Here is a 20,122-nt window from a genome sequence, read left to right as displayed (position 1 = left end):
AACCAATGTTTTCAGAGCGGCCGCAAACGCATTCTAATTCAAAGACTTATCTAAAAATGGCTGAATGAGGCGCGTGCCAAGCGCAACGCCTCGCCTTTTGTGTTGCGGAAGATAGGCGCCGCCGCGCCCCGCTGCGCCTGCCCGATGCGGGTCAATTCGATCCCCGCGGCCTTGGCGCCCGCCTCCAACGCCAGCGCTTTTTCAGGGGCGACGGCGCAAAGGATCTCATAATCATCGCCGCCGCAACAGATCGTCTCGATCAACTCCGGCCGCGCCGAGAGCGCCGCCCGCACGGCCTGCGAGAGCGGCAGATCCGCCAGCGCGACATCCGCCGTGAGCCCGGCGAGGGCGAGCATTTTCGCCAGGTCACCGGCTAGGCCGTCCGACACGTCCATCGCGGCCCGCGCATGTTCGCCAAGCGTCTCGATGAGGCCGAGACGGGGCTGCGGCAACAAATAGCGATCGGCAAGAAACGCCGCGTTCTCGGCGCCGAGCGCGGCGATCCAGTGCCGGTCTTCCTCCCTGTTGAGCCGCAGCCGGAGGCCAAGCGCCGCATCGCCAATCGAGCCCGAAACATAAAGCGCGTCGCCATCGCGGGCGGCGTCGCGGCGAACCATGCCATGCCCCGGCGCCGCGCCGAGCGCCGTGATCGAAAGCGTCAGCGGTCCCGATGTCTTGACGGTGTCGCCGCCTAGCAAGGGACAGTCAAAATTTTGCGCATCCGCGCCAAGACCCGCGGCAAAACGCTTCAGCCAGTCCGCCGTCCAATCCGGCGGGAGCGCAAGGCCGAGCAAAAATCCGAGCGGCCTTGCCGCTTTGGCCGCCAGATCGGAGAGATTGACGCGCAGCGCCTTGCGCGCAATTGCATCCGGGGGATCATCTTCAAAAAAATGCGCCCCGGCGACGAGGAGATCCTTGGTGAGGACGATCCCGCGACCCTGCGGCGCCTGCAGCAACGCGGCGTCATCGCGAAGGCCAAGACCCGCCTCTCCCGCAATTGGAGCGAAAAAAGCGGCGATCAATTCGTCCTCGGAGAGCCTCAGCGGTCGTTCCCCCGTCGGCGCAGAGCATTTTCTTATCGCGAAAAATGCTTTAGCGCGGCCGCTCGAATTCCTCGGCGCGAAAGCGGCGCGCGAGATGGTCGAGAACGGCGTTGACCATGCCGGATTCCTCGCGCTCGAAGAAGGCGCCGGCGACGTCGACATATTCCTTGATCGCCACCCGCGCCGGAACGTCGGTTCGCTTTTTCAATTCATAGGCGCCGGCGCGCAAAATCGCGCGGAGCACCGAGTCGATCCGAACCAGCGGCCAGCCATCGACCAGCGTCTGATCGATCGCGCGGTCGATCGGTCCCTGATCAGCGAGGACGCCTGAAAGAATATCCTTGAAGAAGGCGAGTTCCGCCGGCTTATAAATCTGACCCTCGACTTCGCCGCCGAGCCAGAAGGTTTCGAACTCGGCGCAGGTTTCCTTGAGGCCCTTGTCCGTGATGTCCATCTGATAGAGAGCCTGGACGGCGGCCAGACGCGCGGCGGAGCGGCCATCGGCATTGCTCATGAGAGGGCTCCCGCGCGGCGCGCCAGACAGTGAAGCGCGATCGCCGCGCGCGCGGCGTCGCCGCCCTTGTCGCCCCGATCCGGGTCGGCGCGCTCCTCGGCCTGAGCCTCGGTGTCGACGGTGAGAATGCCGTTGCCGAGCGGAAGCTTGTGCGCCACGGCCAATTGCATCAACGCTCGCGCGCTCTCGGCCGCGACGATTTCGAAATGATAGGTCTCACCCCTGATGACGCAACCGAGCGCGATGGCTCCTGCAAAAGGCGCGCCCGCACGCTTGGCCTGATCGGTCGCGATCTCGATGGCGATCGGGATTTCGAGGGCGCCCGGCACGCTGACGAGTTCATACGATGCGCGCGCCCGCTCCAACGCGGCCTTGGCCCCGGCGAGAAGCATCGCGCCAATCGAGTCATAGTAACGGGCTTCGACGATGAGAAAATGCGCGCCGGCGGCGTTTTGGTCCAATTCCGTCAAGGACCGTCGCGGTATGGCCATCAGCTTGGGGCTCAATAAGCAGGAGAGGCCGCGGGCGATGCCCGATTGGTGTTGGCAGTAGCAAGGCGGGCCTTTGCGAGCAAGCAAAACCGGCGGCGCGCCCGACACAGGTCGCCGCCAGAGGCCTGGCATGGAGACAGCAATGACGGCGGAAAACGCGGATCAGGCCAGGGTTTTCGCCTTTCTCAGCGAGCCGGCGACCCACGGCTTGCGCGAACCCGTGATCCGCATCGACACCCATGGCGCTTCGGTCTTTCTTGCCGGAAAAGACGTCTACAAGGTGAAGCGGGCCGTGCGGTTTCCCTTCATGGATTTCTCGACCCTTGAGAAACGCAGGCTCGCCTGCGAAGCCGAGATCGAGGCTAACACCCGGAACGCGCCCGATCTTTACCTTGGCGTCGTTCCAATTTCACGCGAAGATAATCATCTAACTTTAGGAAACGGCGAAGAGATTATCGAGTGGGCTGTGCATCTGCGCCGGTTCGACGAAAATCAAACGCTCGATCGTCTGGCGGCGCAGGGGCCGCTCGAGCCCAACATCGCCACGCAGCTCGGCGAGATCGTCGCCGCCGCGCATCGCAAGGCGCCCGTTTTTCACGACAGACGCGCAACCGCGACCTTGCGCGCCCAGATCATCGAGACGGCGCGCGGACTTGCCGACGCGCGCGATGTTTTCCCCGCGGGGGCCGCTGCACGGCTGGAGAGCGCCCTGCTCGCCGCCTTCGACGACGTCGCGCCGCTACTTTTGCGCCGGGAAGCTTCGGGCGACGTCCGCCGCTGCCACGGCGATCTGCATCTGCGCAATATCGTCATGATCGGCGACGCGCCCGTCTTGTTCGACGCGCTTGAATTCGACGAAAAACTGGCGATTTGCGACAGTCTTTACGACCTCGCCTTTCTTCTGATGGATCTTTGGACCCGCGGCCATTTCAGCGAAGCCAATCTCGTCATGAACCGCTACCTCTCGGTGAGCGATTCCCTTGAGGTGCAGCTTGGCGGCCTAAAGGCCCTACCCGTGTTTCTCAGCCTGCGCGCGGCGATCCGCGCGAGGGTCGCAACGCTCGAACCGTCGCCGTCGCCCGAAACGATCGCTTCGGCCCGGCTCCTGTTTGCGGCCGCCGGTGATTTTCTTGCATTCGAGGCGCCCCTTCTCGTCGCGATCGGCGGACGATCGGGCACGGGCAAGACGCAGCTTGCGCGCCGGCTCGCCACCGCGATCGGCCGACCGCCTGGCGCCGTTCATTTTCGCAGCGACGTCGAGCGCAAGCGCATGTTCGGCGCATTGGAGCTGGAGCGGCTGCCGCAGGAGGCCTATCGTGCGGAGGCGTCAGGCCCGGTTTACAGCCGCCTTGATGCGCTCGCGGCGCTAACCCTTGAAACCGGGCAGAGCGTCATCATCGACGCCGCCTTTTTCAAGGAGAGCGAGCGGGCGGACGCTGCGGCCGCAAAGGTCGCGGGTGGAAAATTCCTCGGCCTCTGGCTCGACGCGCCGCTCGAGGCGAGGCTGGAGCGCGTCTCCGCCCGTCATGGCGACGCCTCCGACGCCGGCCCACAGGTGGCTCTGGCGCAGGAGGCCGTTTCTCTTGGCGAAATCAATTGGATCCACATCGACGCCGCGCAGCCGCCCGAACTTGTGGCGCAGGCGGCGCTCGCCGCGATCACCGCGACTTGATCCTCAATGCGTCAACTCGGCCTTCTTTACGAGCTGGGTCGTCGACTGGCCGGGAGAGAGCTGCGCCAGCACGATCCGGCCGCCGCGGGCCTTGACGATATCGCCGCCGACGACCTGGTCTTCGCTGTAATCAGCCCCCTTGACGAGAATATCTGGCTGCAGCGCCTTGATCAGGTTGAACGGCGTATCTTCATCAAACAGCACGACCGCGGAGACGCCCTTCAGCGCGCCGATCACAGCGGCGCGCGATTCCTCGTCCTGGATCGGCCGGCTCGGCCCTTTGAGGCGGCGCACCGAAGCGTCGGAATTCAGCGCCATGATCAGCCTGTCGCAGCTCGCGGCGGCCTGTTTGATGAGCGAAATATGACCTGGATGCAGCAGGTCGAAACAGCCGTTGGCGACGCCGACCGTGAGCTTTTCCTTGGCCCAGGCCCAGCGCTGCGCGACCGCATCCTCCGCCGTGATGTGGCGCCCGTCATTGACGGAGGCTGAGGCAAGCTCGGAGCCAAGCGAGGCGGCAAGCTCCTCCGGCGTGACGCAGGCGGTGCCGACCTTGGCGACGACGATGCCGGCGCCATGGTTGGCGAGCTTCATCGATTCCAGCATGGAAAGGCCCGAGGCCAGCGAGGCCCCGAGCACGGCGATCACCGTATCGCCGGCGCCCGACACGTCGAACACGTCCTGCGCCACCGTCGCGAGGTGGATCGGCGATCCAGACAGGGGAAAGAACGACATGCCTTTTTCCGAGCGCGTTAGCAGGATGCTCGATTCGGTTAATTCCTGCGCCTGGATCGCTGCGGTGAGCGCCTGCGAATCCGTGTCGCAGGGAAGCCGCGTCGCGGCGCTGAGCTCCTTGCGATTCGGCGTAATGATGGTCGCGCCCCGATAAGCGGTGAGGTCGAGACGCTTTGGATCGACAAGAACCTGCTTTTGCGTGGCGTTGCAGCGATCAATGATCTCGCGCAGCACGCGCAAGGACAAAGCGCCCTTGCCATAATCCGACAGGATGACGATGTCGGCGCGATCGGCCGCGGCGGCGGCGGCGGCGATCAGACGTTGTTCGACAAGATCGTCATAGGGAGAGGTGTCTTCCTGATCGACGCGGACGATCTGCTGATGCGCGCCCAGAATGCGCAATTTGCGGGTGGTCGGGCGGTCCGCAACGCCGATGAGGCCGGTCAGATCGACCCTGCCATGGGTCTGAAGGCAGGAAATCAGGTCGTCCCTTGCGCTGTCGAGGCCCGTCAGCCCGACAACGTCGACTGTCGCGCCAAGAGTCGCGAGATTGGCGACGACGTTCGCGGCGCCGCCCGCCACGGATCGTTCGGACAGAGAGCGCACGATCGGAACCGGCGCCTCGGGCGAGATCCGGCTGACGTCGCCTTGAAGATAACAATCGAGGATCAAATCGCCGATCACCGCGACGCGGCATTTCGCGAAACGGTCGATGATGGGAATCATTCGGGGTTCCGATCCTGAGGGAGGAGTCCGCGGCTCCTTGTCCGGCGACGAACGATGGGCGAGCGGCACAGAAGGGACGGCGCCGTCCATTCTGCCTTGATCGTCACGCTCCCGCAAATTCATGAATTGCCTCCAGATCTTTCCATCAGGACGAAGCGGGCGCGCCTCACGCCCTCCGTCCCCGAAACTTTGATTTGAAACCCGGTATTGGTTCAGGCGACTGCGCGCTTGCGGCGGTTCTCGACCATGCACCCGCCATGCCGCGCGCAGGGAGCGTCAGGCGCCGATCTTCGGCTCGAAAGCGAACGAGGCTTCGGTCGCCGCCAGAAACACATGATAGAGCGAACTTGCCGGCGCATCGCCGCTGAGCGGGACGCCGTCGGCTCTGAAATGATCGATCCAGCCCCCGGCGAAAGGCCGGTCGAGGAAAGACCCGCGCAGTGCGCCGATCATCGCCGCGGCAAAGGCCTCGGCCCCGGCGTCGCCCTTGGCGCGCATGGCGACCGCAGCCTTCACCGCTTCTGTGTGCGGCCAGACGCGGTGCGCGCCTTTTGTCACCTTCATCTCGACGTCGAGCTCGTCGAAGATCAGTCCGTTCGGGGCGTGGCCGACCTGCCGCGCCACCCGATAAAGCCGCGCGATCTCAGCGCCCAGATCGTCGCCGGCAAGCGCCTCGAATTCGGCCAGCAGCCAGACCCATTCGTAATGATGGCCCGGCTCGAAAATCCCGCACCTCGCCGGGTCCTCCGGGACGCTCCAGTCCTCGCCGAAATATTCGAGCAGAACGCCCGGCTCGGCGAGAAAGAGTCGCTTTTTGAAAAGATCGACGATCTTGCGCGCGCGATCCAGATAGCCGCGCCCGGGCGCCGCCGTCTCCAGCGCGAGATACGCTTCGAGCAGATGCATGTGAGGGTTCTGGCGCTTCGACCGGTCCGTGACGGGCGAGGCGTCATAGAGTCCACCAAAATTCCGGTCCGTCAGGGCTTCGTCGATAAAGGCGATGGTTTCATCGGCATATACGATCAGGCGCGCATCGCCGTTCAGGCGGTACAGCGAGGCCAGCGCGAAGAGAACGAAGGCATGCGCATAGGCGTCCCTGACGCTCGAGGCGACATGCCCCTCAGGGCCGATCGAAAAAGCAAACCCGCCGCGCGGACCGCCCGCATCGCAATAGCGCCCGACAAGCGCCTCCGCTGCGCTTTCGGCGAGGTCTGCGCCTTCTTCGAACCAGCCCAGCCGCGCCGCATGCGAAAAAACGTAAATCTGCCGCGCCTGCACCATGGCGCGGCGGGCAAGATCAAGGCGTGGCCGGCCGCTCCCATCAAGACGCTCATGAAACGCGCCAAGCGATCGGTCAAATCCCGCGCTCGCCCAGAGTGGGAGAGCCGCATTTGAAAGCCACGCGCGAAGACCGCCCGCGGCGGCGCCCGCTTCTGAGGAAATCTGTTGTTTCATCGTCCTCTTTTCTTCGATGGCGACGCAGGCAGGTACGGTCACACAAACTCCCTGAAACGCGGGTCCGGACAATCCCGCAGGACAACACACCCCCTTGATTGAACTTTAATGACCAAATCACGCATGGAACGACGATATTTGATTTCAGCCATCAAATAATCACAAAAACATCAGCGATTGCAGATGTTTATAGCATAATATCAATCTGACAATTCTGCATCTTCCCGGTCTGATGCTTTGGCTGCTTTTTCGTTCAGGCTGCCCGCAACAGGCGCGTCGCGTCGATCCGATAGGACAGGGCTTCGGCGAGGTGAATGGCTCCGACGGTAGCCGCGCCGTCAAGATCGGCGATGGTGCGGGCCAATTTCAGCACGCGATGGAAGCCGCGCGCCGAGAGCCGCAGACGCTCCGAGGCCTCTTGCACGAGCTTGCGGCCGCTGGCGTCCGGCTGCGCCGCCTGTTCGATGACGGCGGCAGGGGCCGCCGCATTCGATCCGATGCCCTTGAAGCCCATGGCCGCGTAGCGGGCGCGTTGGATCTCGCGGGCAGCGGCGACGCGCGCAGCGACCTCGGCCGATCCCTCGCACGGCGGCGGCAGCATCAGATCGGCGGCGGCGATGGCCGGCGCCTCCACATGGAGATCGATACGGTCAAGCAAGGGCCCCGAAATACGCGTCTGATATTGCGCCATGCAGCGGTCATTGGGCTGTCGATGGCAGGAAAAGCCAGGATCCATGGCGTGGCCGCAACGGCAGGGGTTCATGGCTGCGACGAGCTGGAACCGCGCCGGATAGACCGTGCGATGCGCCGCCCGGGAGATGGCGACCTCGCCCGTCTCCAGCGGCTGGCGCAAACTGTCCAGCGCCTGAGCCTGGAATTCCGGCAGTTCGTCGAGGAAGAGAACGCCGTGATGCGCGAGCGAAATCTCGCCGGGCCGCGCGCGCGCGCCGCCGCCGACAAGCGCCGCCATCGAGGCGGAATGGTGGGGCGCGCGGAACGGACGCTGATCCGTCAGCGCCCCGCCGGCAAGATCGCCGGCGATCGAATGAATCAGCGAGACTTCGAGCAGTTCGGCCGGGGTCAGCGGCGGCAGGATCGAGGGAAGCCGCGCCGCCAGCATCGATTTGCCGGCGCCGGGGGGCCCGTTGAACAGAAGATTGTGGCCGCCCGCAGCGGCGATTTCGAGTGCGCGCTTGGCGCTTTCCTGTCCCTTGACGTCGCGCAGGTCCGGCAGCGCCCTATTGACCGCGCGCACGCCGGGGCGCGGCCGGGCCATGACCTGCGTTCCCTTGAAATGATTGACCAGCTGGATGAGCGAGATCGGCGCCAGCACGTCGAGATCCTGTCCGGCCCACGCCGCCTCGGGTCCGCAGTCATGCGGACAAATCAGTCCGTGCCCGCGCGCATTGGCGGCGATGGCGGCCGGCAGCACGCCGGCCACGGCCGTGATCGCCCCGTCGAGCGCAAGTTCGCCAAGCACGGTGTAATTTTGCAGGGCGTCCGGCGCGATCGCCCCGATCGCCGCCATGATGCCGAGCGCGATCGGCAGATCGTAATGGCTGCCTTCCTTGGGAAGATCCGCTGGCGCGAGGTTGACGGTGATGCGTTTGGCCGGCAAGGCGAGGCCCGAGGCGTTCAGCGCCGCACGCACCCGCTCGCGCGATTCGGCGACCGCCTTGTCGCCAAGGCCGACGACGGTGAAAACAACGTTGCCATTGGCGATTTGCACCTGCACGTCGACGGGCCGGGCTTCAATTCCCTCGAATGCAACCGTCGCGACCCTGACGACCATGACGTGAACTCATCCCTCAGTTCCAATTAGGTTAGCTGAGACGAGGCTGCAGATCAAGAACAACCCAAGAACAGATTTTGAATGGTCGGGCGGATTTTCAGATCACGCTGCGCGCGATGGCCAGCTCCGCCTCTTCGATCATGTCCGGCGCGCCGACATGCAGCCAGAGGCCATCCAGCCTCTGGCCAAACAGTCGTCCGCGCTGCGCCGCCGCCCAGAAAAACGGCGCCAGCGGAAAGATTTTCCGGGTTTGCCCGGCAAATAGCTCCGGCTTGACGATGCCGACCCCGGCGTAGACGAAGGGCGCGACCTTGGTCTCGGCGCGCCGCGTCAGCCTTCCTTCGGCGTCCATGAAGAAATCGCCGGGCCAGTCGACGCCAACGCTTGCCGTCGTCGCGGCGACGAGGAGCAGGATGTCCATCCTGGCCGGGTCCCAGGCTGCGGCGAGGCGAAGCAGGTTCTGCTTTGGCCCCTCAAGCCAGAGCGCATCCGTGTTGCACATAAAGATTGGCTCGGAACCGAGCCAAGGCAGGGCCTTGGCGATGCCGCCACCCTGATCGAGAAGTTCGTCGCGCTCGTCCGAGATGATGATTTCGAGATCGGTGCGGCTCGCAAGATGACTTTCGATCTGGTCGGCGAGGTAATGCACATTGACGACCGCGCGCCGCGTTCCGGCGCGGGCGAAACGGTCGAGCATATGATCGATCATCGGCTTGCCGCCGATCTTGATCATCGGCTTTGGGACGCTCAACGTCACGGGCAGCATGCGCTTGCCGAGGCCGGCGGCGAAGACCATCGCCGTCGAAGGCGCTTTGACTGGCATATCGGCGTCTCGCTGCGCTTGCCTCAGGCTGCAGATTCAAAAATCTGCGGCAGATGCGTTTCATACCAGATCTTGAGCTCGGCCAGAGCCTCATGGCGGAGGTTTTTCAGAAGATATTGCTCGACCCGGGGCAGATGCGCGAGGTAATGCGGCTTTCGGTCGCGCGCGTCGAGCCGGGCGAAGATGCCGAGGATTTTTGTCGCGCGCTGCGCGCCCAGCAAGGCGTAGGCCCTGACGAAATCGCCCATCGCAAAAGCGCCCGCCCCCGGTTTTTGCGCGTTCGCCGCCTGGCGCGCCCGCGCATAATGACCAAGCAGCTTCAGCTCGAGGGCGTCCGGCACGGTGACCCGCGCGTCCTGCAACAGAGAGACGAGGTCATAGGCCGGATGACCCCTGACGCAATCTTGAAAATCGACGAGCCCGACGCGCTTCAGCGCATCACGGCCGGCGAGCCAGATCAGATTGGGCGAATGATAGTCGCGCAAGGTCCAGCTCGTCTCCGTGGTGAGGCTTTCGGTCAGAGCCTTGCGCCATAGATTGACAAAGGTCGCCTTGGCGCCCGAGGAAAGCTGCAGCCGCGCCCGATACGGCGCGTACCAGTCGAGCAACAGCTCCACCTCGATCAGCAGCGCGTCGAGGTCATAGGGCGGAATGGCGTAGGGCGCTGCGCCCGGAACCGGCAGCGCGTCGGGCAGATCGGTGCCATGCAGCCTGGCGAGGACCTCCGTCGCGACGGCATGGCGCTCGAAATCTGGTTCCCCGCCAATGAGGATCGGCTCGTGCCCGAGATCTTCAACCAGGATCACGCCAGTCGAAAGGTCGAAAGCATAAATTTCAGGCGCGGAAAGGCCCTCGGCGCGAAGGCCTTCGCCGATTGCGATGAACGGCCTCACATCTTCGGCAAGCCGGGCGATCGCGCTATAGGGCTTGCCGAAGCGGATTGGCGGGCCGTCCGGGCGCGGCGGCGAAATCATCAGGACGGCGCTCGATCCGTCGTCCCGCACGAGCCGTTCGAACAGACGCGACGAGGCGTCGCCCTGCATGAAATGGCGTTGTGCGTCGCGCCATGGCGTCGGGGCGAGCACGCTCTCGATCGCCCGGGCGCGTGCGAGCCGGCCGGCGAAGGCGCCAAAGCCTGTCACCGTGGCGTCGCGTGCGCCAGCCGCGCTGTCGGCGTCGAGCGCGAAGCTGATGTCGAGCCTGTCGTCGCCAAGATAAGCGCCGCCGCGATCCGGCCATTCGACGATGACAAAGGCGCCGTCGCTGGCCTCGTCCCAGCCAAGTTCGATGAGATCGCCGGGCTTTTCGAGGCGATAGAAATCGGCGTGGACAATCGGCGCCGACGCGCCCTCATAAATTTGCATGAGGAGAAATGTCGGGCTTGGGACTTCGAGATCGGGATCGCCGGTCAGGAGGCGGATCAGGGCGCGGGCGAAAGTGGTCTTGCCGGCGCCAAGCTCGCCCGAAAGGGTCACGAGATCGCCCGGACGGATGAGTTCGGCGATTTCGGCTGCAAGGCGTGACGTCGCGTCCTCGTCGGCAAGGCGCCGCGGCCAGACCGTCGCCGCTCCCGCCGCGAGCTGCGCCTCAACCGCCATTCCGCTCCCGCCCCTGTGATTCGACCTCGCCCACCTTCGGGCTTTTCGTGGGGAAGATGCAAGTCACCGTGGTGCCCTCCCCCGGCGCGGAGTCGATCAGGATGCGCCCGCCGTGCAATTCGACGAAGGAGCGCGCGATCGAGAGGCCAAGGCCAACGCCGCGATGCCGCGACCCGGCGGTATGCGTCTTGAAGCGATCAAAAATATGATCGACGACCTCGCGCGGAATGCCACGGCCCTGATCGCTCACCTTGAAGACGATCTCCTCGCCGCGGCGCAGAGCGGCAAGACCGATCGTGCTGCCGGGCGCGGAAAATCCGATCGCGTTGGAGAGAAGGTTCATCAGAATTTGCCGGATGCGCTTCCCGTCGGCGACAAAGGAGCCGAGCTCCTGCATCGGGATGACGCTCAGCGTCAGCCCCGCTTCGGCGACCCGGTCCTCGAGCCCCTCGGCGGCGGCGCGCATCGTTTCGGCGACATCGATCTCCTCCAGCGATAACTCCATCGCGTCGGCGTCGATCGAGGCGAGATCCAGAATGTCGTTGATGATGGCGAGCAGGGCCGACGAGGATTTCGTCACATAGCCGGCATATTCGAGCTGGCGCGCGTTGAGCGGCCCGACGGAAGGATCGCCAAGCAGCTGGATGAAGCCGATGATGTTGGTCAGCGGCGAGCGCAGTTCGTAGGAGACGTGATGGACGAAATCATTGCGCAGCCGCTCGGCCTCGATGAGGGCCTGATTGCGTTCAGTCAGCGCCCGCTCGACATTCACCCCCGGCGTCGCGTCGATAAAGGTGATCAGCGTCGCCCCGTCCGGCAATGGCGCGGCGGCGCAATCGAGCACTGCTCCGTCGCGGCGCGCGAGCCGGTTTTCGAAGCCGAGCCGCTGATCCTGCAGGCCGGCGACGACGGCCCGCAGCTCGTTCCAGTCGCCCTCCTTCATGAACAACGGCGCGCAGAGTTCCGCCACGCGATCGATATGCGGCTGATCGCCCAGCTGACCGGGCTCGAGGCCCCATAGGTCCGCGAAAGCCGGATTGAACAGTTTGAGCCGGCCGTCGCTGCCGAACACGGCGACGCCCTCCTTCAGCGTGTCGAGCGTTTCGCTCTGCACGCGGATTGCGGCGTTGAATTGCGATTCGAGGCGGAAGCGCTCCGTCACGTCGTCATAGAGATAGGTGACGCCGCCCTGTGGATTGGGGTTGATGACGATGCGCAGCGTGCGCTCGTCCGGCAGATACCAGGCTTGCTCCTCGGTCTCGATCGATTGATAGGCGGCGAGCAGGCTCTCCTTCCAGACCCGGAAATCAGTCTGTTCGGGAATGAGTCGCGCCGCGCGAAGCCGGTCGAGAATTTCCGCATCGGTCGGCTTCTCGTCGAGCCAGGCCTGATCGAGGCCCCACAGCTGCCGATAGGCGGCATTGTGGAAGACGAGCCGCTTCGAGCGGTCGAAAATCACAACCGCCGTCGAAAGCTGGTCAAGCGTGCGCGCATGCGCCTGTTTTTCGCGTTCGAGCGCGTCGCGGGCGCCTTGAAGCTCGGTCACGTCGCTCGCCATGCCAACCGAAGCTGGAACAGCGGAGCCGGGCGAGGCGTCCTCGCCCGATGGCGCGTCGATGACGTCAAACAGGCGCCGCTCGCCGACGACAACGGCAGGCGCCCTGCCGCGCCAGACCGCGCCTGTTGCGCGCGCCTCGCGGCTCGCCTCGCGGGCAGGCATTTCGAGCAGTTCGACGTTGCGCGCCACGGCCTCGTCGGGGTTCGCCGCCTCGACCGCCCGCGCATAGGCGGAATTAACCAGGGTCAGCCGCCCCTCCCCGTCGCGCAGCCAGGCCGGATTGGGCGACGCCTCGAGCATCGCCCACAAGGCTTTCAGCTCCCCCTTCGCGCGCGCTTCGAGTTCCTGAAGCCGGATGGCCTCCATCCGTTCGGCGGACACGTCCCCGATCCGCACCATGGCGAGACCGGCGGCGGGACGGCCCTCGACATCGAGATGGCGCCCGTCGAGGGTTACGAGAGTCGCGCGGAACGCCTCCCCGCGGGCGCGCAGATTGACGAGGCGGGCCCCCAGCTCCCGCGCCGTCGCCGCCGCGAGCCAGGATCCGAAGGAAAGCGGAAGCCGTCGCGAGGGATCCTCCGCCAGCAGGGCGAGATCGCCCTCGACGTCGGGCTGATCGTCCGCCCCACGCCAGACAATGACAATCCCCGCCGACGCGGCCAGCAAAACCTCGGCGCGGTCGAGCCGCGCGCGAAGACGCGCGGCCTCGCCAGCAAGCTCCGTTTCGCGATCCGCCCATCGTCGCCGCGCGGCGACGGCGGCGATGGCGGCGGCCCCGGCGAAGAGGATGAGTCCGATGATGAGCGCGCCTTCGGCGGCGGCAGGAACGGCGCGCTGAAAAGCGCCGCTCTCAAACGCGCCTTCAGCCGCCGCTGGCAGAAGGACGCCGAGCGCGGCCAGCGGAAACGCCACGGCGCCGGCGACGCGGCGCAGAACACGATGCCCCCGCGACGCAAATTGCGTCCGTGCATAAGTCCGCGCATTCTGGGGCTCGCGCCGGCGCGCTTGCATGACTCTCTCCGAAGCGGGCCCGATCAAGCCGATCGCCGCCGATTCGCTGCACTGTAGCGATAGCGCCTATGTTTGAGAATCCGGTAAAATTCTTGCGCCAGGCTGACGGGCGGCCCGGTTATCCCCGCGAACGCGGCGCCGGCGGCCAGATAATCGCCGCCCAGGGAACGCCGCTGACGAACATCAGGCCCCTGGCGATGGGCATCCCGAGCACCGCGGCAACGTCCTTGTAGCTCTCGACCAGCCGCGTCGCGACGCGGGAGCGGGCCGACCAGCGCGGCGTCGCCGGTCCGGCGTCAGGGTTCGAACAGTCGAGCCGGCGCAGCAGCAGCGCATAATCGAACGACGTCCAGCCGCGTTCGAGAAAGAAGGCGGCGCGATCGATCAGATGATCGATCAAGATCGCTTTGGCCCACGCATTGCTGTCGCCCGAGCCGCCTGGCTGATACGACAGCACATTATGCAGCTGCGGCCGCTTGGAGAATATGTTGCCGCCATGGAGCCGGTAGACCGCCAGCGCGTCGTCGATCAGGACGCTGCCGCTGATCGCGTTGACGCCGAGGCAGAAGTAAAGATCCGTGCCTGTGCGCAGCGTCGCGATCTCGGCGTTGTCGCAAAAAAGGTCAAGCGCATCGCGGCGAAAACAATTGCCGGAGGTCGGCGACCAGACCCATTCGTTGGTCATCGGCGCGACGAAACGCAGCCGCTTGAGGATCGATCGGTCGAAATTCTCACCAGGCCACGCGGTCGCGAAGGGGCCGCCGGCCGGCTGCCGATAGGGCCGCACATAATTGGTCTTTACGCCGCGTTTTGCGGTGATCACCCGGTTGAACGCCTCCTCAGCGCCGAGCACCACCTCGTTTCCAGCCGCCTGCAGCAGATCGCCGGAGGAAAAGCCAACATGCACCCGCAACGACAGATGCACATAGACGTGCGTCTCGACGCAGTGGGGCAGCAGCAGATCGTCGGCGTCGAGGAAAATGACATAAGGCCCGCGCGAGGCCTTGAGCCCGTCGAGCGCGGCCGGCGTCTGCCCGTCGTTGGCGGCGCGGCGAATAATTTTGGCTTGCGGATGGCGCGCTTCGATGGCGCGCAGAACTTCGGGCGTCTCGTCCGTCGAGGCGTTATCGACGATCACGCATTCGACATTCGGGTAAGTCTGATCAAAGACGGAGCCGACGGCGGCCGCGAGAAAGCGGCCGTAATTGTAATTGACGACGATGACGCTGACGAGCGGCAGGCTCAGCGCGGGCGCGCGCGAATCCGCTTCCGCGCCTTGCAGTTCGTAGCGAAACCGCTCCGTCACGCGAACCTCGTTCATCGCCGATCTCCTAGCCAGACAGAGATGGACTAACATTTTGCCGATCAGTCAATATTGACATACACGAGAGACCGGACCGCGGTGAGCAAAACCATCCTCTCGCTTCGGTCTCGCGGAGAAAATATGGCTGTATCCACGTCCAGAATCGCGCGGTTTCATCGCCTTGGCGCGCAAGGCCCGAAAATTTCAGCGATCGGGCTCGGCTGCATGTCGCTTTCCGGCGCCTATGGCGAAAGCGAGGACAAAAACGGGATCGCCGTGATCCGAGCGGCCCTCGACGCCGGGGTCAACTTCCTCGACACCGCCGACATGTATGGCTGGGGCCACAATGAACGCCTTGTCGGCGCCGCGATCGCGGGTCGCCGGGACGAGGCCTTCATCGCGACGAAGTTCGGCCATGTCGAGGGAAATTCCGGGGAGCTCCTGGTCAATGGCCGGCCGGATTATGTCTTCAAAGCCTGCGACGCCAGCTTGATGCGGCTCAAGGTCGATCATATCGACCTCTTTTATCAGCATCGGGTCGACCCTCAGGTGCCGATCGACGAAACCGTCGACGCGATGAGCCAGCTCGTCAAAAAGGGTAAGGCGCGCTTCATCGGGCTTTCGGAAGCAAAGCCCGATACGATACGACGCGCCTGCCGCATCCACCCCGTCGCGGCCGTGCAGATGGAATATTCCCTGCTCTACCGCAAAGAGGCGGAAGAGGTGCTTGCTGCAACGCATGAACTGGGCATCGGCTTCGTCGCCTATTCTCCGCTCGGCCGCGGCCTTCTCACCGAGGCGCTGCGCTCGGTCGCGGATGTCGCCGGCGACCGACGCGCGACTCATCCACGCTTTTTGGCCGAGAACTTTGACCAGAACCGGCGTCTGGCGGACCGGGTGGCGGAGATGGCGCGGGCCAAAGGCTGCACGAGCGCGCAGCTCGCGCTCGCCTTTCTTATCGCCGACGACACGGTGACGCCGATCCCGGGCACCAAAAAGATCGAACGGCTCAAGGAAAATATTGGCGCGGCGGATGTGGAGCTAACTGCCGAAGAGCTGGCTGAGTTGGGCGAGATGATTCCGGCCGGCGCCGCGGCAGGGGAACGCTACCCGGAAAATCTGCTGAAAGCGGCCTATCTCTGACGGGGCCGCGCCCGAAACAATCTCGCCACAGCGACAGGCGCCGCCCGTCCCCGCGCCGGGCATTCGCCGCGTGACGCGAGTGCGCCCATCAGCCGGCGATCGGAAAAGCGGTTTCCGATTTGATGTTCTCCAGCGCGAAGCGCGACGTCACGTTCTTCAGCGGCGCCAGCGCGATCAGCCGCTTGTAGAAATCGTCGAAGGTGGCGGTGTCCGCCACGACGACCCGCAAAATATAGTCGACGTCTCCGGCGGTCCGGTAGAAATCCATCACCTCGTCCATTGCGGCGAGCGCGGCCGAGAATCGCTCGAGGCCCTGCCCTGAATGATCGCCGACCTCGATCGTGACAAAGACGGTGATGCCGAGGCCGAGCTTGATCGGATCGAGAATCGCGATGCGCCGCTTGATGACGCCCGCCGCCTCAAGCCGCTGCAGGCGCTTCCAGCATGGCGTTTGCGAAAGTCCGACGCGCGAGGCGATCTCGTGGATTGAGAGTGAGGCGTCTGTTTGCACGATGCGCAAAATTCGCCGGTCGATGGGATCGAGGATTTTGGGCGGGCTCATGATTATCATTTCTATAGAATTACTGTTCTATTAATACACATCATCCCGCGGCCGATTGCAACCCGCGTCAGAGCTCGAGCTAGGAAGTTCCCCCGGCTGCGGCGTGCCCTCTGCCAAGGTGCTTGGGTTGAGGGGCGCGGCGATCTAGTCTAGACACCTGCCTGCCTCATGAATTCTCGCTGAAGCCCGCGCGGACTCGGCGCCGTCCTTGCTGCGCTCAAGCGAACCATCGCGCAAAGACTCCGTTTGAACCGGTCAAAGCGCCGGCCTGGGCAGCCGCGCGGCTTTTATGACAAAGATCTGAATGCCAGCCTCGATCGCGAAAGAGACCTAATGCCGAAGCGGACCGACATCTCGACGATCCTTATCATCGGCGCCGGGCCGATCATCATCGGACAGGCCTGCGAATTCGACTATTCCGGCACGCAAGCATGCAAGGCGCTGCGCGCAGAGGGCTACCGAATCGTCCTCGTCAATTCCAACCCGGCGACGATCATGACCGACCCGGACATGGCCGACCGCACCTATATCGAGCCGATCGTCCCCGAGGCGGTCGCCAAGATCATCGCCAAGGAGCGATACGCTGCGCCGGGGGGCTTTGCCCTGCTGCCGACCATGGGCGGCCAGACGGCATTGAATTGCGCGCTCTCGCTCAAGAAGATGGGAATACTCGAGCAATATGACGTCGAGATGATCGGCGCCAGCGCCGAGGCGATCGACATGGCCGAGGATCGCGAATTGTTCCGCGAGGCGATGTCGCGCATCGGCCTGTCGACGCCGCGTTCGCATCAGATCAAGACGCTCAGCCAGGCGCTCGCCATTATCGACGATATCGGCCTGCCGGCGATCATCCGCCCCTCCTTCACCATGGGCGGCACCGGCGGCGGCATCGCCTATAACAAGGCCGAATTCATCGACATCATCGAGCGGGGCATCGACGCCTCGCCGACAAGCGAGGTGCTGGTCGAGGAAAGCGTGCTTGGCTGGAAGGAATATGAAATGGAGGTCGTCCGCGACAGAGCGGACAATTGCATCATCGTCTGCTCCATCGAGAACATCGATCCGATGGGCGTGCATACGGGCGATTCCATTACGGTCGCGCCGGCGCTGACGCTGACCGACAAGGAATATCAGATCATGCGCGACGCCTCGCTCGCGGTGCTGCGCGAGATCGGCGTCGAGACGGGCGGCTCCAACGTCCAGTTCGCCGTCAATCCGGCCGACGGGCGCATGATCGTCATCGAGATGAACCCGCGGGTGTCGCGCTCCTCCGCCCTCGCCTCGAAAGCGACCGGCTTCCCGATCGCCAAGGTGGCGGCCAAGCTCGCGGTCGGCTTTACCCTCGACGAGATCGAAAACGACATCACCGGCGGCGCGACGCCGGCGTCCTTTGAGCCGAGCATCGATTATGTCGTCACGAAAATCCCGCGCTTCGCCTTCGAGAAATTTCCCGGCGCCGATAATATCCTGACCACCGCGATGAAGTCGGTCGGCGAATCCATGGCGATCGGGCGCACCTTCGCCGAGAGCCTGCAGAAGGCGCTGCGCTCTCTGGACATCGGCCTCGACGGGCTCGACGAGATCGAGATCGAGGGGCTCGGCCTTGGCGACGATATGAATGCGCTACGCGCCGCGCTCGGCCGGCCGACGCCGGACCGGCTGCTCGTCGCGGCGCAGGCGTTGCGCTACGGCATGACGCCGGCCGAGATCCATGAGGCGTGCCGTATTGACGTCTGGTTTCTCGAGCGGCTGCAGGAAATCCTCGACCTTGAGGCGCTGGTTCGCCAGCGCGGCCTGCCCGGCGACAGCGCCAATCTGCGCATGCTGAAAGCGGCCGGTTTTTCCGATGCCCGCCTCGCCGCTCTGACCGGATCCTCCGCCGCCGCCGTCGGCGCGCTTCGCCGCAGTCTTGGCGTGCGGCCGGTCTATAAGCGCATCGACACCTGCGCCGCCGAATTCGCCTCGCCGACAGCCTATATGTATTCGACTTATGCGCCACCCTTCGCGGGGGTCTCGGCGGACGAGGCGCGCCCCTCGGATCGTGAAAAAGTCGTCATCCTCGGCGGCGGTCCGAATCGCATCGGCCAGGGCATCGAATTCGACTATTGCTGCTGTCACGCCTCCTTCGCTCTTCGTGAGAGGGGGATCGAGACAATCATGGTCAATTGCAATCCGGAAACGGTTTCAACCGACTATGACACCTCCGACCGGCTCTATTTCGAGCCGCTGACGATGGAGGACGTTCTCGAAATCCTCGCCAAGGAGGGCGAAGCCGGCAAGCTCAAGGGCGTCATCGTCCAGTTCGGCGGCCAGACGCCGCTTAAACTCGCAGAAGGCCTGCAGCGGGCGGGAATCCCGATCCTCGGCACCTCGGTCGATTCGATCGATCTCGCCGAGGACCGCGACCGCTTCAAGCGCCTGCTCGACAAGATCGGCCTGAAGCAGCCGAAGAACGGCATCGCCTATTCGGTCGAGCAATCGCGCATCGTCGCCTCGGACCTCGGCCTGCCGCTGGTGGTGCGCCCGTCCTATGTGCTCGGCGGCCGGGCCATGGCGATCATCCGCGATCATGGCGAATTCGACGATTATCTGCTCGGGGTTCTGCCGGGCCTCGTGCCGTCCGACGTCAAGGCGCGCTATCCAAACGACAAGACCGGGCAGATCAACACGGTGCTCGGCAAGAATCCGCTGCTGTTCGACCGCTATCTCAGCGACGCCGTCGAAGTCGACGTCGACGCTTTGTCGGACGGGACGGACGTCTATATCTGCGGCGTCATGGAGCATATCGAGGAGGCCGGCATTCATTCGGGCGACAGCGCCTGCTCGCTGCCGCCGCGCTCGCTGTCGCCGGACATGATCGCAAAACTCGAAGCCCAGACCCGCGATCTCGCGCTCGCGCTTGGCGTCGGCGGGTTGATGAATGTGCAATATGCGCTGAAGGACGGCGAAATCTACGTGCTCGAGGTGAACCCCCGCGCGGCGCGCACGGTCCCCTTCGTCGCCAAGGTGATCGGGGTTCCGATCGCCAAGATCGCCGCCCGCATCATGGCCGGCGAAAGCCTCGCCAGCTTCGGCCTGACGCCGCCGCGCTTCGACCATGTCGGCGTCAAGGAGAGCGTGTTTCCCTTCGCGCGCTTTCCCGGCGTCGACACGGTGCTCGGCCCGGAAATGCGCTCGACCGGCGAAGTCATGGGGCTCGACCGCTCTTTCGCCGTCGCCTTCGCCAAGAGTCAGCTCGGCGGCGGCACCAATGTGCCGACCTCGGGCGCCGTCTTCGTATCCGTCCGCGACGCCGACAAGCAGCGCGTGCTCGGCACGATGAAGCTTTTGGCCGGGCTCGGTTTCCGCATCCTTGCGACCGGCGGGACGGCCCGCTTCCTTCTCGCCGAAGGGGTCGCCGCGCAGCGCACCAACAAGGTCTCCGAGGGCCGGCCGCATGTGGTCGATCTCATCAAGAACGGCAGCGTGCAGCTCGTCCTCAACACGACCGAGGGCAAGCAGGCCCTCGCTGACTCACGTTCGTTGCGCCGCGCGGCGCTTTTGCACAAAGTGCCCTATTACACGACGCTCGCGGGGGCGATCGCCGCGTCCGAAGGAATCAAGGCCTATATCGCCGGCGATCTCGAAGTCCGCGCACTGCAGGATTATTTCAGTTAAGGAATGATTTGCCCCCGGGAACCCGGCGCCGGCGTCTCG

14 protein-coding genes are annotated in these 20,122 nt (G+C 64.6%); 3 read left to right on the top strand and 11 right to left on the bottom strand.

Going from position 1 to position 20,122, the window contains the following annotated elements:
• Nucleotides 1-50: 50 nt before the first annotated feature.
• The 3 genes from thiL to ribH form a co-directional block, all read right to left on the bottom strand.
• On the bottom strand, nucleotides 51-1,022 hold the full coding sequence (thiL, locus tag CR492_RS10325; RefSeq protein ID WP_102843671.1) for a thiamine-phosphate kinase: 972 nt from the start codon (nucleotides 1,020-1,022) through the stop codon (nucleotides 51-53).
• A 70-nt stretch (nucleotides 1,023-1,092) separates the two neighbouring features.
• Nucleotides 1,093-1,557 carry a transcription antitermination factor NusB gene (gene nusB, locus CR492_RS10320; RefSeq protein WP_102843670.1) on the bottom strand — a complete coding sequence of 155 codons (465 nt, stop codon included), beginning with the start codon at nucleotides 1,555-1,557 and terminating at the stop codon, nucleotides 1,093-1,095.
• On the bottom strand, nucleotides 1,554-2,048 hold the full coding sequence (ribH, locus tag CR492_RS10315; RefSeq protein ID WP_102843669.1) for a 6,7-dimethyl-8-ribityllumazine synthase: 495 nt from the start codon (nucleotides 2,046-2,048) through the stop codon (nucleotides 1,554-1,556). Before ribH ends, nusB begins: the two co-directional genes overlap by 4 nt.
• A 142-nt stretch (nucleotides 2,049-2,190) precedes the next feature.
• Here ribH and CR492_RS10310 point away from each other — a divergent pair, with 142 nt between their 5' ends.
• The gene (locus CR492_RS10310; protein WP_102843763.1) at nucleotides 2,191-3,720 is read left to right on the top strand and encodes an AAA family ATPase; all 1,530 of its coding nucleotides are present in this window, start codon (nucleotides 2,191-2,193) and stop codon (nucleotides 3,718-3,720) included.
• A gap of 3 nt (nucleotides 3,721-3,723) precedes the next feature.
• On the opposite strand, the gene rfaE1 is transcribed toward CR492_RS10310, so the two are convergent.
• The 7 genes from rfaE1 to CR492_RS10275 form a co-directional block, all read right to left on the bottom strand.
• Nucleotides 3,724-5,181, bottom strand: a complete 1,458-nt coding sequence (gene rfaE1 / locus CR492_RS10305) for a D-glycero-beta-D-manno-heptose-7-phosphate kinase (protein WP_102843668.1) — start codon at nucleotides 5,179-5,181, stop codon at nucleotides 3,724-3,726.
• Nucleotides 5,182-5,457: 276 nt separating this feature from the next.
• Nucleotides 5,458-6,678: an AGE family epimerase/isomerase gene (locus CR492_RS10300; protein WP_146030231.1), complete on the bottom strand. Its 1,221-nt coding sequence runs from the start codon at nucleotides 6,676-6,678 to the stop codon at nucleotides 5,458-5,460.
• Between the two features lie 211 nt (nucleotides 6,679-6,889).
• A complete protein-coding gene (locus CR492_RS10295) occupies nucleotides 6,890-8,428 on the bottom strand; it encodes a YifB family Mg chelatase-like AAA ATPase (protein WP_102843666.1) in 1,539 nt (512 codons plus the stop codon).
• A 97-nt stretch (nucleotides 8,429-8,525) separates the two neighbouring features.
• Entirely contained in the window at nucleotides 8,526-9,251 is a 726-nt protein-coding gene (locus tag CR492_RS10290) for a nucleotidyltransferase family protein (RefSeq protein ID WP_102843665.1), read from the bottom strand.
• A gap of 23 nt (nucleotides 9,252-9,274) precedes the next feature.
• On the bottom strand, nucleotides 9,275-10,849 hold the full coding sequence (gene tsaE / locus CR492_RS10285) for a tRNA (adenosine(37)-N6)-threonylcarbamoyltransferase complex ATPase subunit type 1 TsaE (protein WP_102843664.1): 1,575 nt from the start codon (nucleotides 10,847-10,849) through the stop codon (nucleotides 9,275-9,277).
• Nucleotides 10,839-13,418 (bottom strand): PAS domain-containing sensor histidine kinase, encoded by a 2,580-nt coding sequence (locus CR492_RS10280; RefSeq protein WP_102843663.1) that lies wholly within the window; start codon nucleotides 13,416-13,418, stop codon nucleotides 10,839-10,841. The genes tsaE and CR492_RS10280 overlap by 11 nt, the downstream gene beginning before the upstream one ends.
• Nucleotides 13,419-13,536: 118 nt before the next feature.
• Nucleotides 13,537-14,739 (bottom strand): glycosyltransferase family 2 protein, encoded by a 1,203-nt coding sequence (locus CR492_RS10275; protein ID WP_102843662.1) that lies wholly within the window; start codon nucleotides 14,737-14,739, stop codon nucleotides 13,537-13,539.
• Nucleotides 14,740-14,862: 123 nt separating this feature from the next.
• Here CR492_RS10275 and CR492_RS10270 point away from each other — a divergent pair, with 123 nt between their 5' ends.
• The gene (locus CR492_RS10270; protein WP_102843661.1) at nucleotides 14,863-15,864 is read left to right on the top strand and encodes an aldo/keto reductase; all 1,002 of its coding nucleotides are present in this window, start codon (nucleotides 14,863-14,865) and stop codon (nucleotides 15,862-15,864) included.
• Between the two features lie 88 nt (nucleotides 15,865-15,952).
• Here the strand turns inward: CR492_RS10270 and CR492_RS10265 are convergent, their stop codons facing one another.
• Nucleotides 15,953-16,435, bottom strand: coding sequence for an Lrp/AsnC family transcriptional regulator (locus tag CR492_RS10265; RefSeq protein ID WP_102843660.1), 483 nt, complete (start codon nucleotides 16,433-16,435; stop codon nucleotides 15,953-15,955).
• 324 nt (nucleotides 16,436-16,759) lie between these two features.
• On the opposite strand from CR492_RS10265, the gene carB reads away from it, so the two are divergent.
• On the top strand, nucleotides 16,760-20,083 hold the full coding sequence (gene carB / locus CR492_RS10260) for a carbamoyl-phosphate synthase large subunit (RefSeq protein ID WP_102843762.1): 3,324 nt from the start codon (nucleotides 16,760-16,762) through the stop codon (nucleotides 20,081-20,083).
• Nucleotides 20,084-20,122: the final 39 nt, after the last annotated feature.

The sequence above is a fragment of the Methylocella silvestris genome, assembly GCF_002891535.1.
GTDB classification, from domain to species: domain Bacteria; phylum Pseudomonadota; class Alphaproteobacteria; order Rhizobiales; family Beijerinckiaceae; genus Methylocapsa; species Methylocapsa silvestris_A.
The sequence above is the reverse complement of the archived record's forward strand: the minus strand, read 5'-3'. Positions and strand labels throughout refer to the sequence as shown.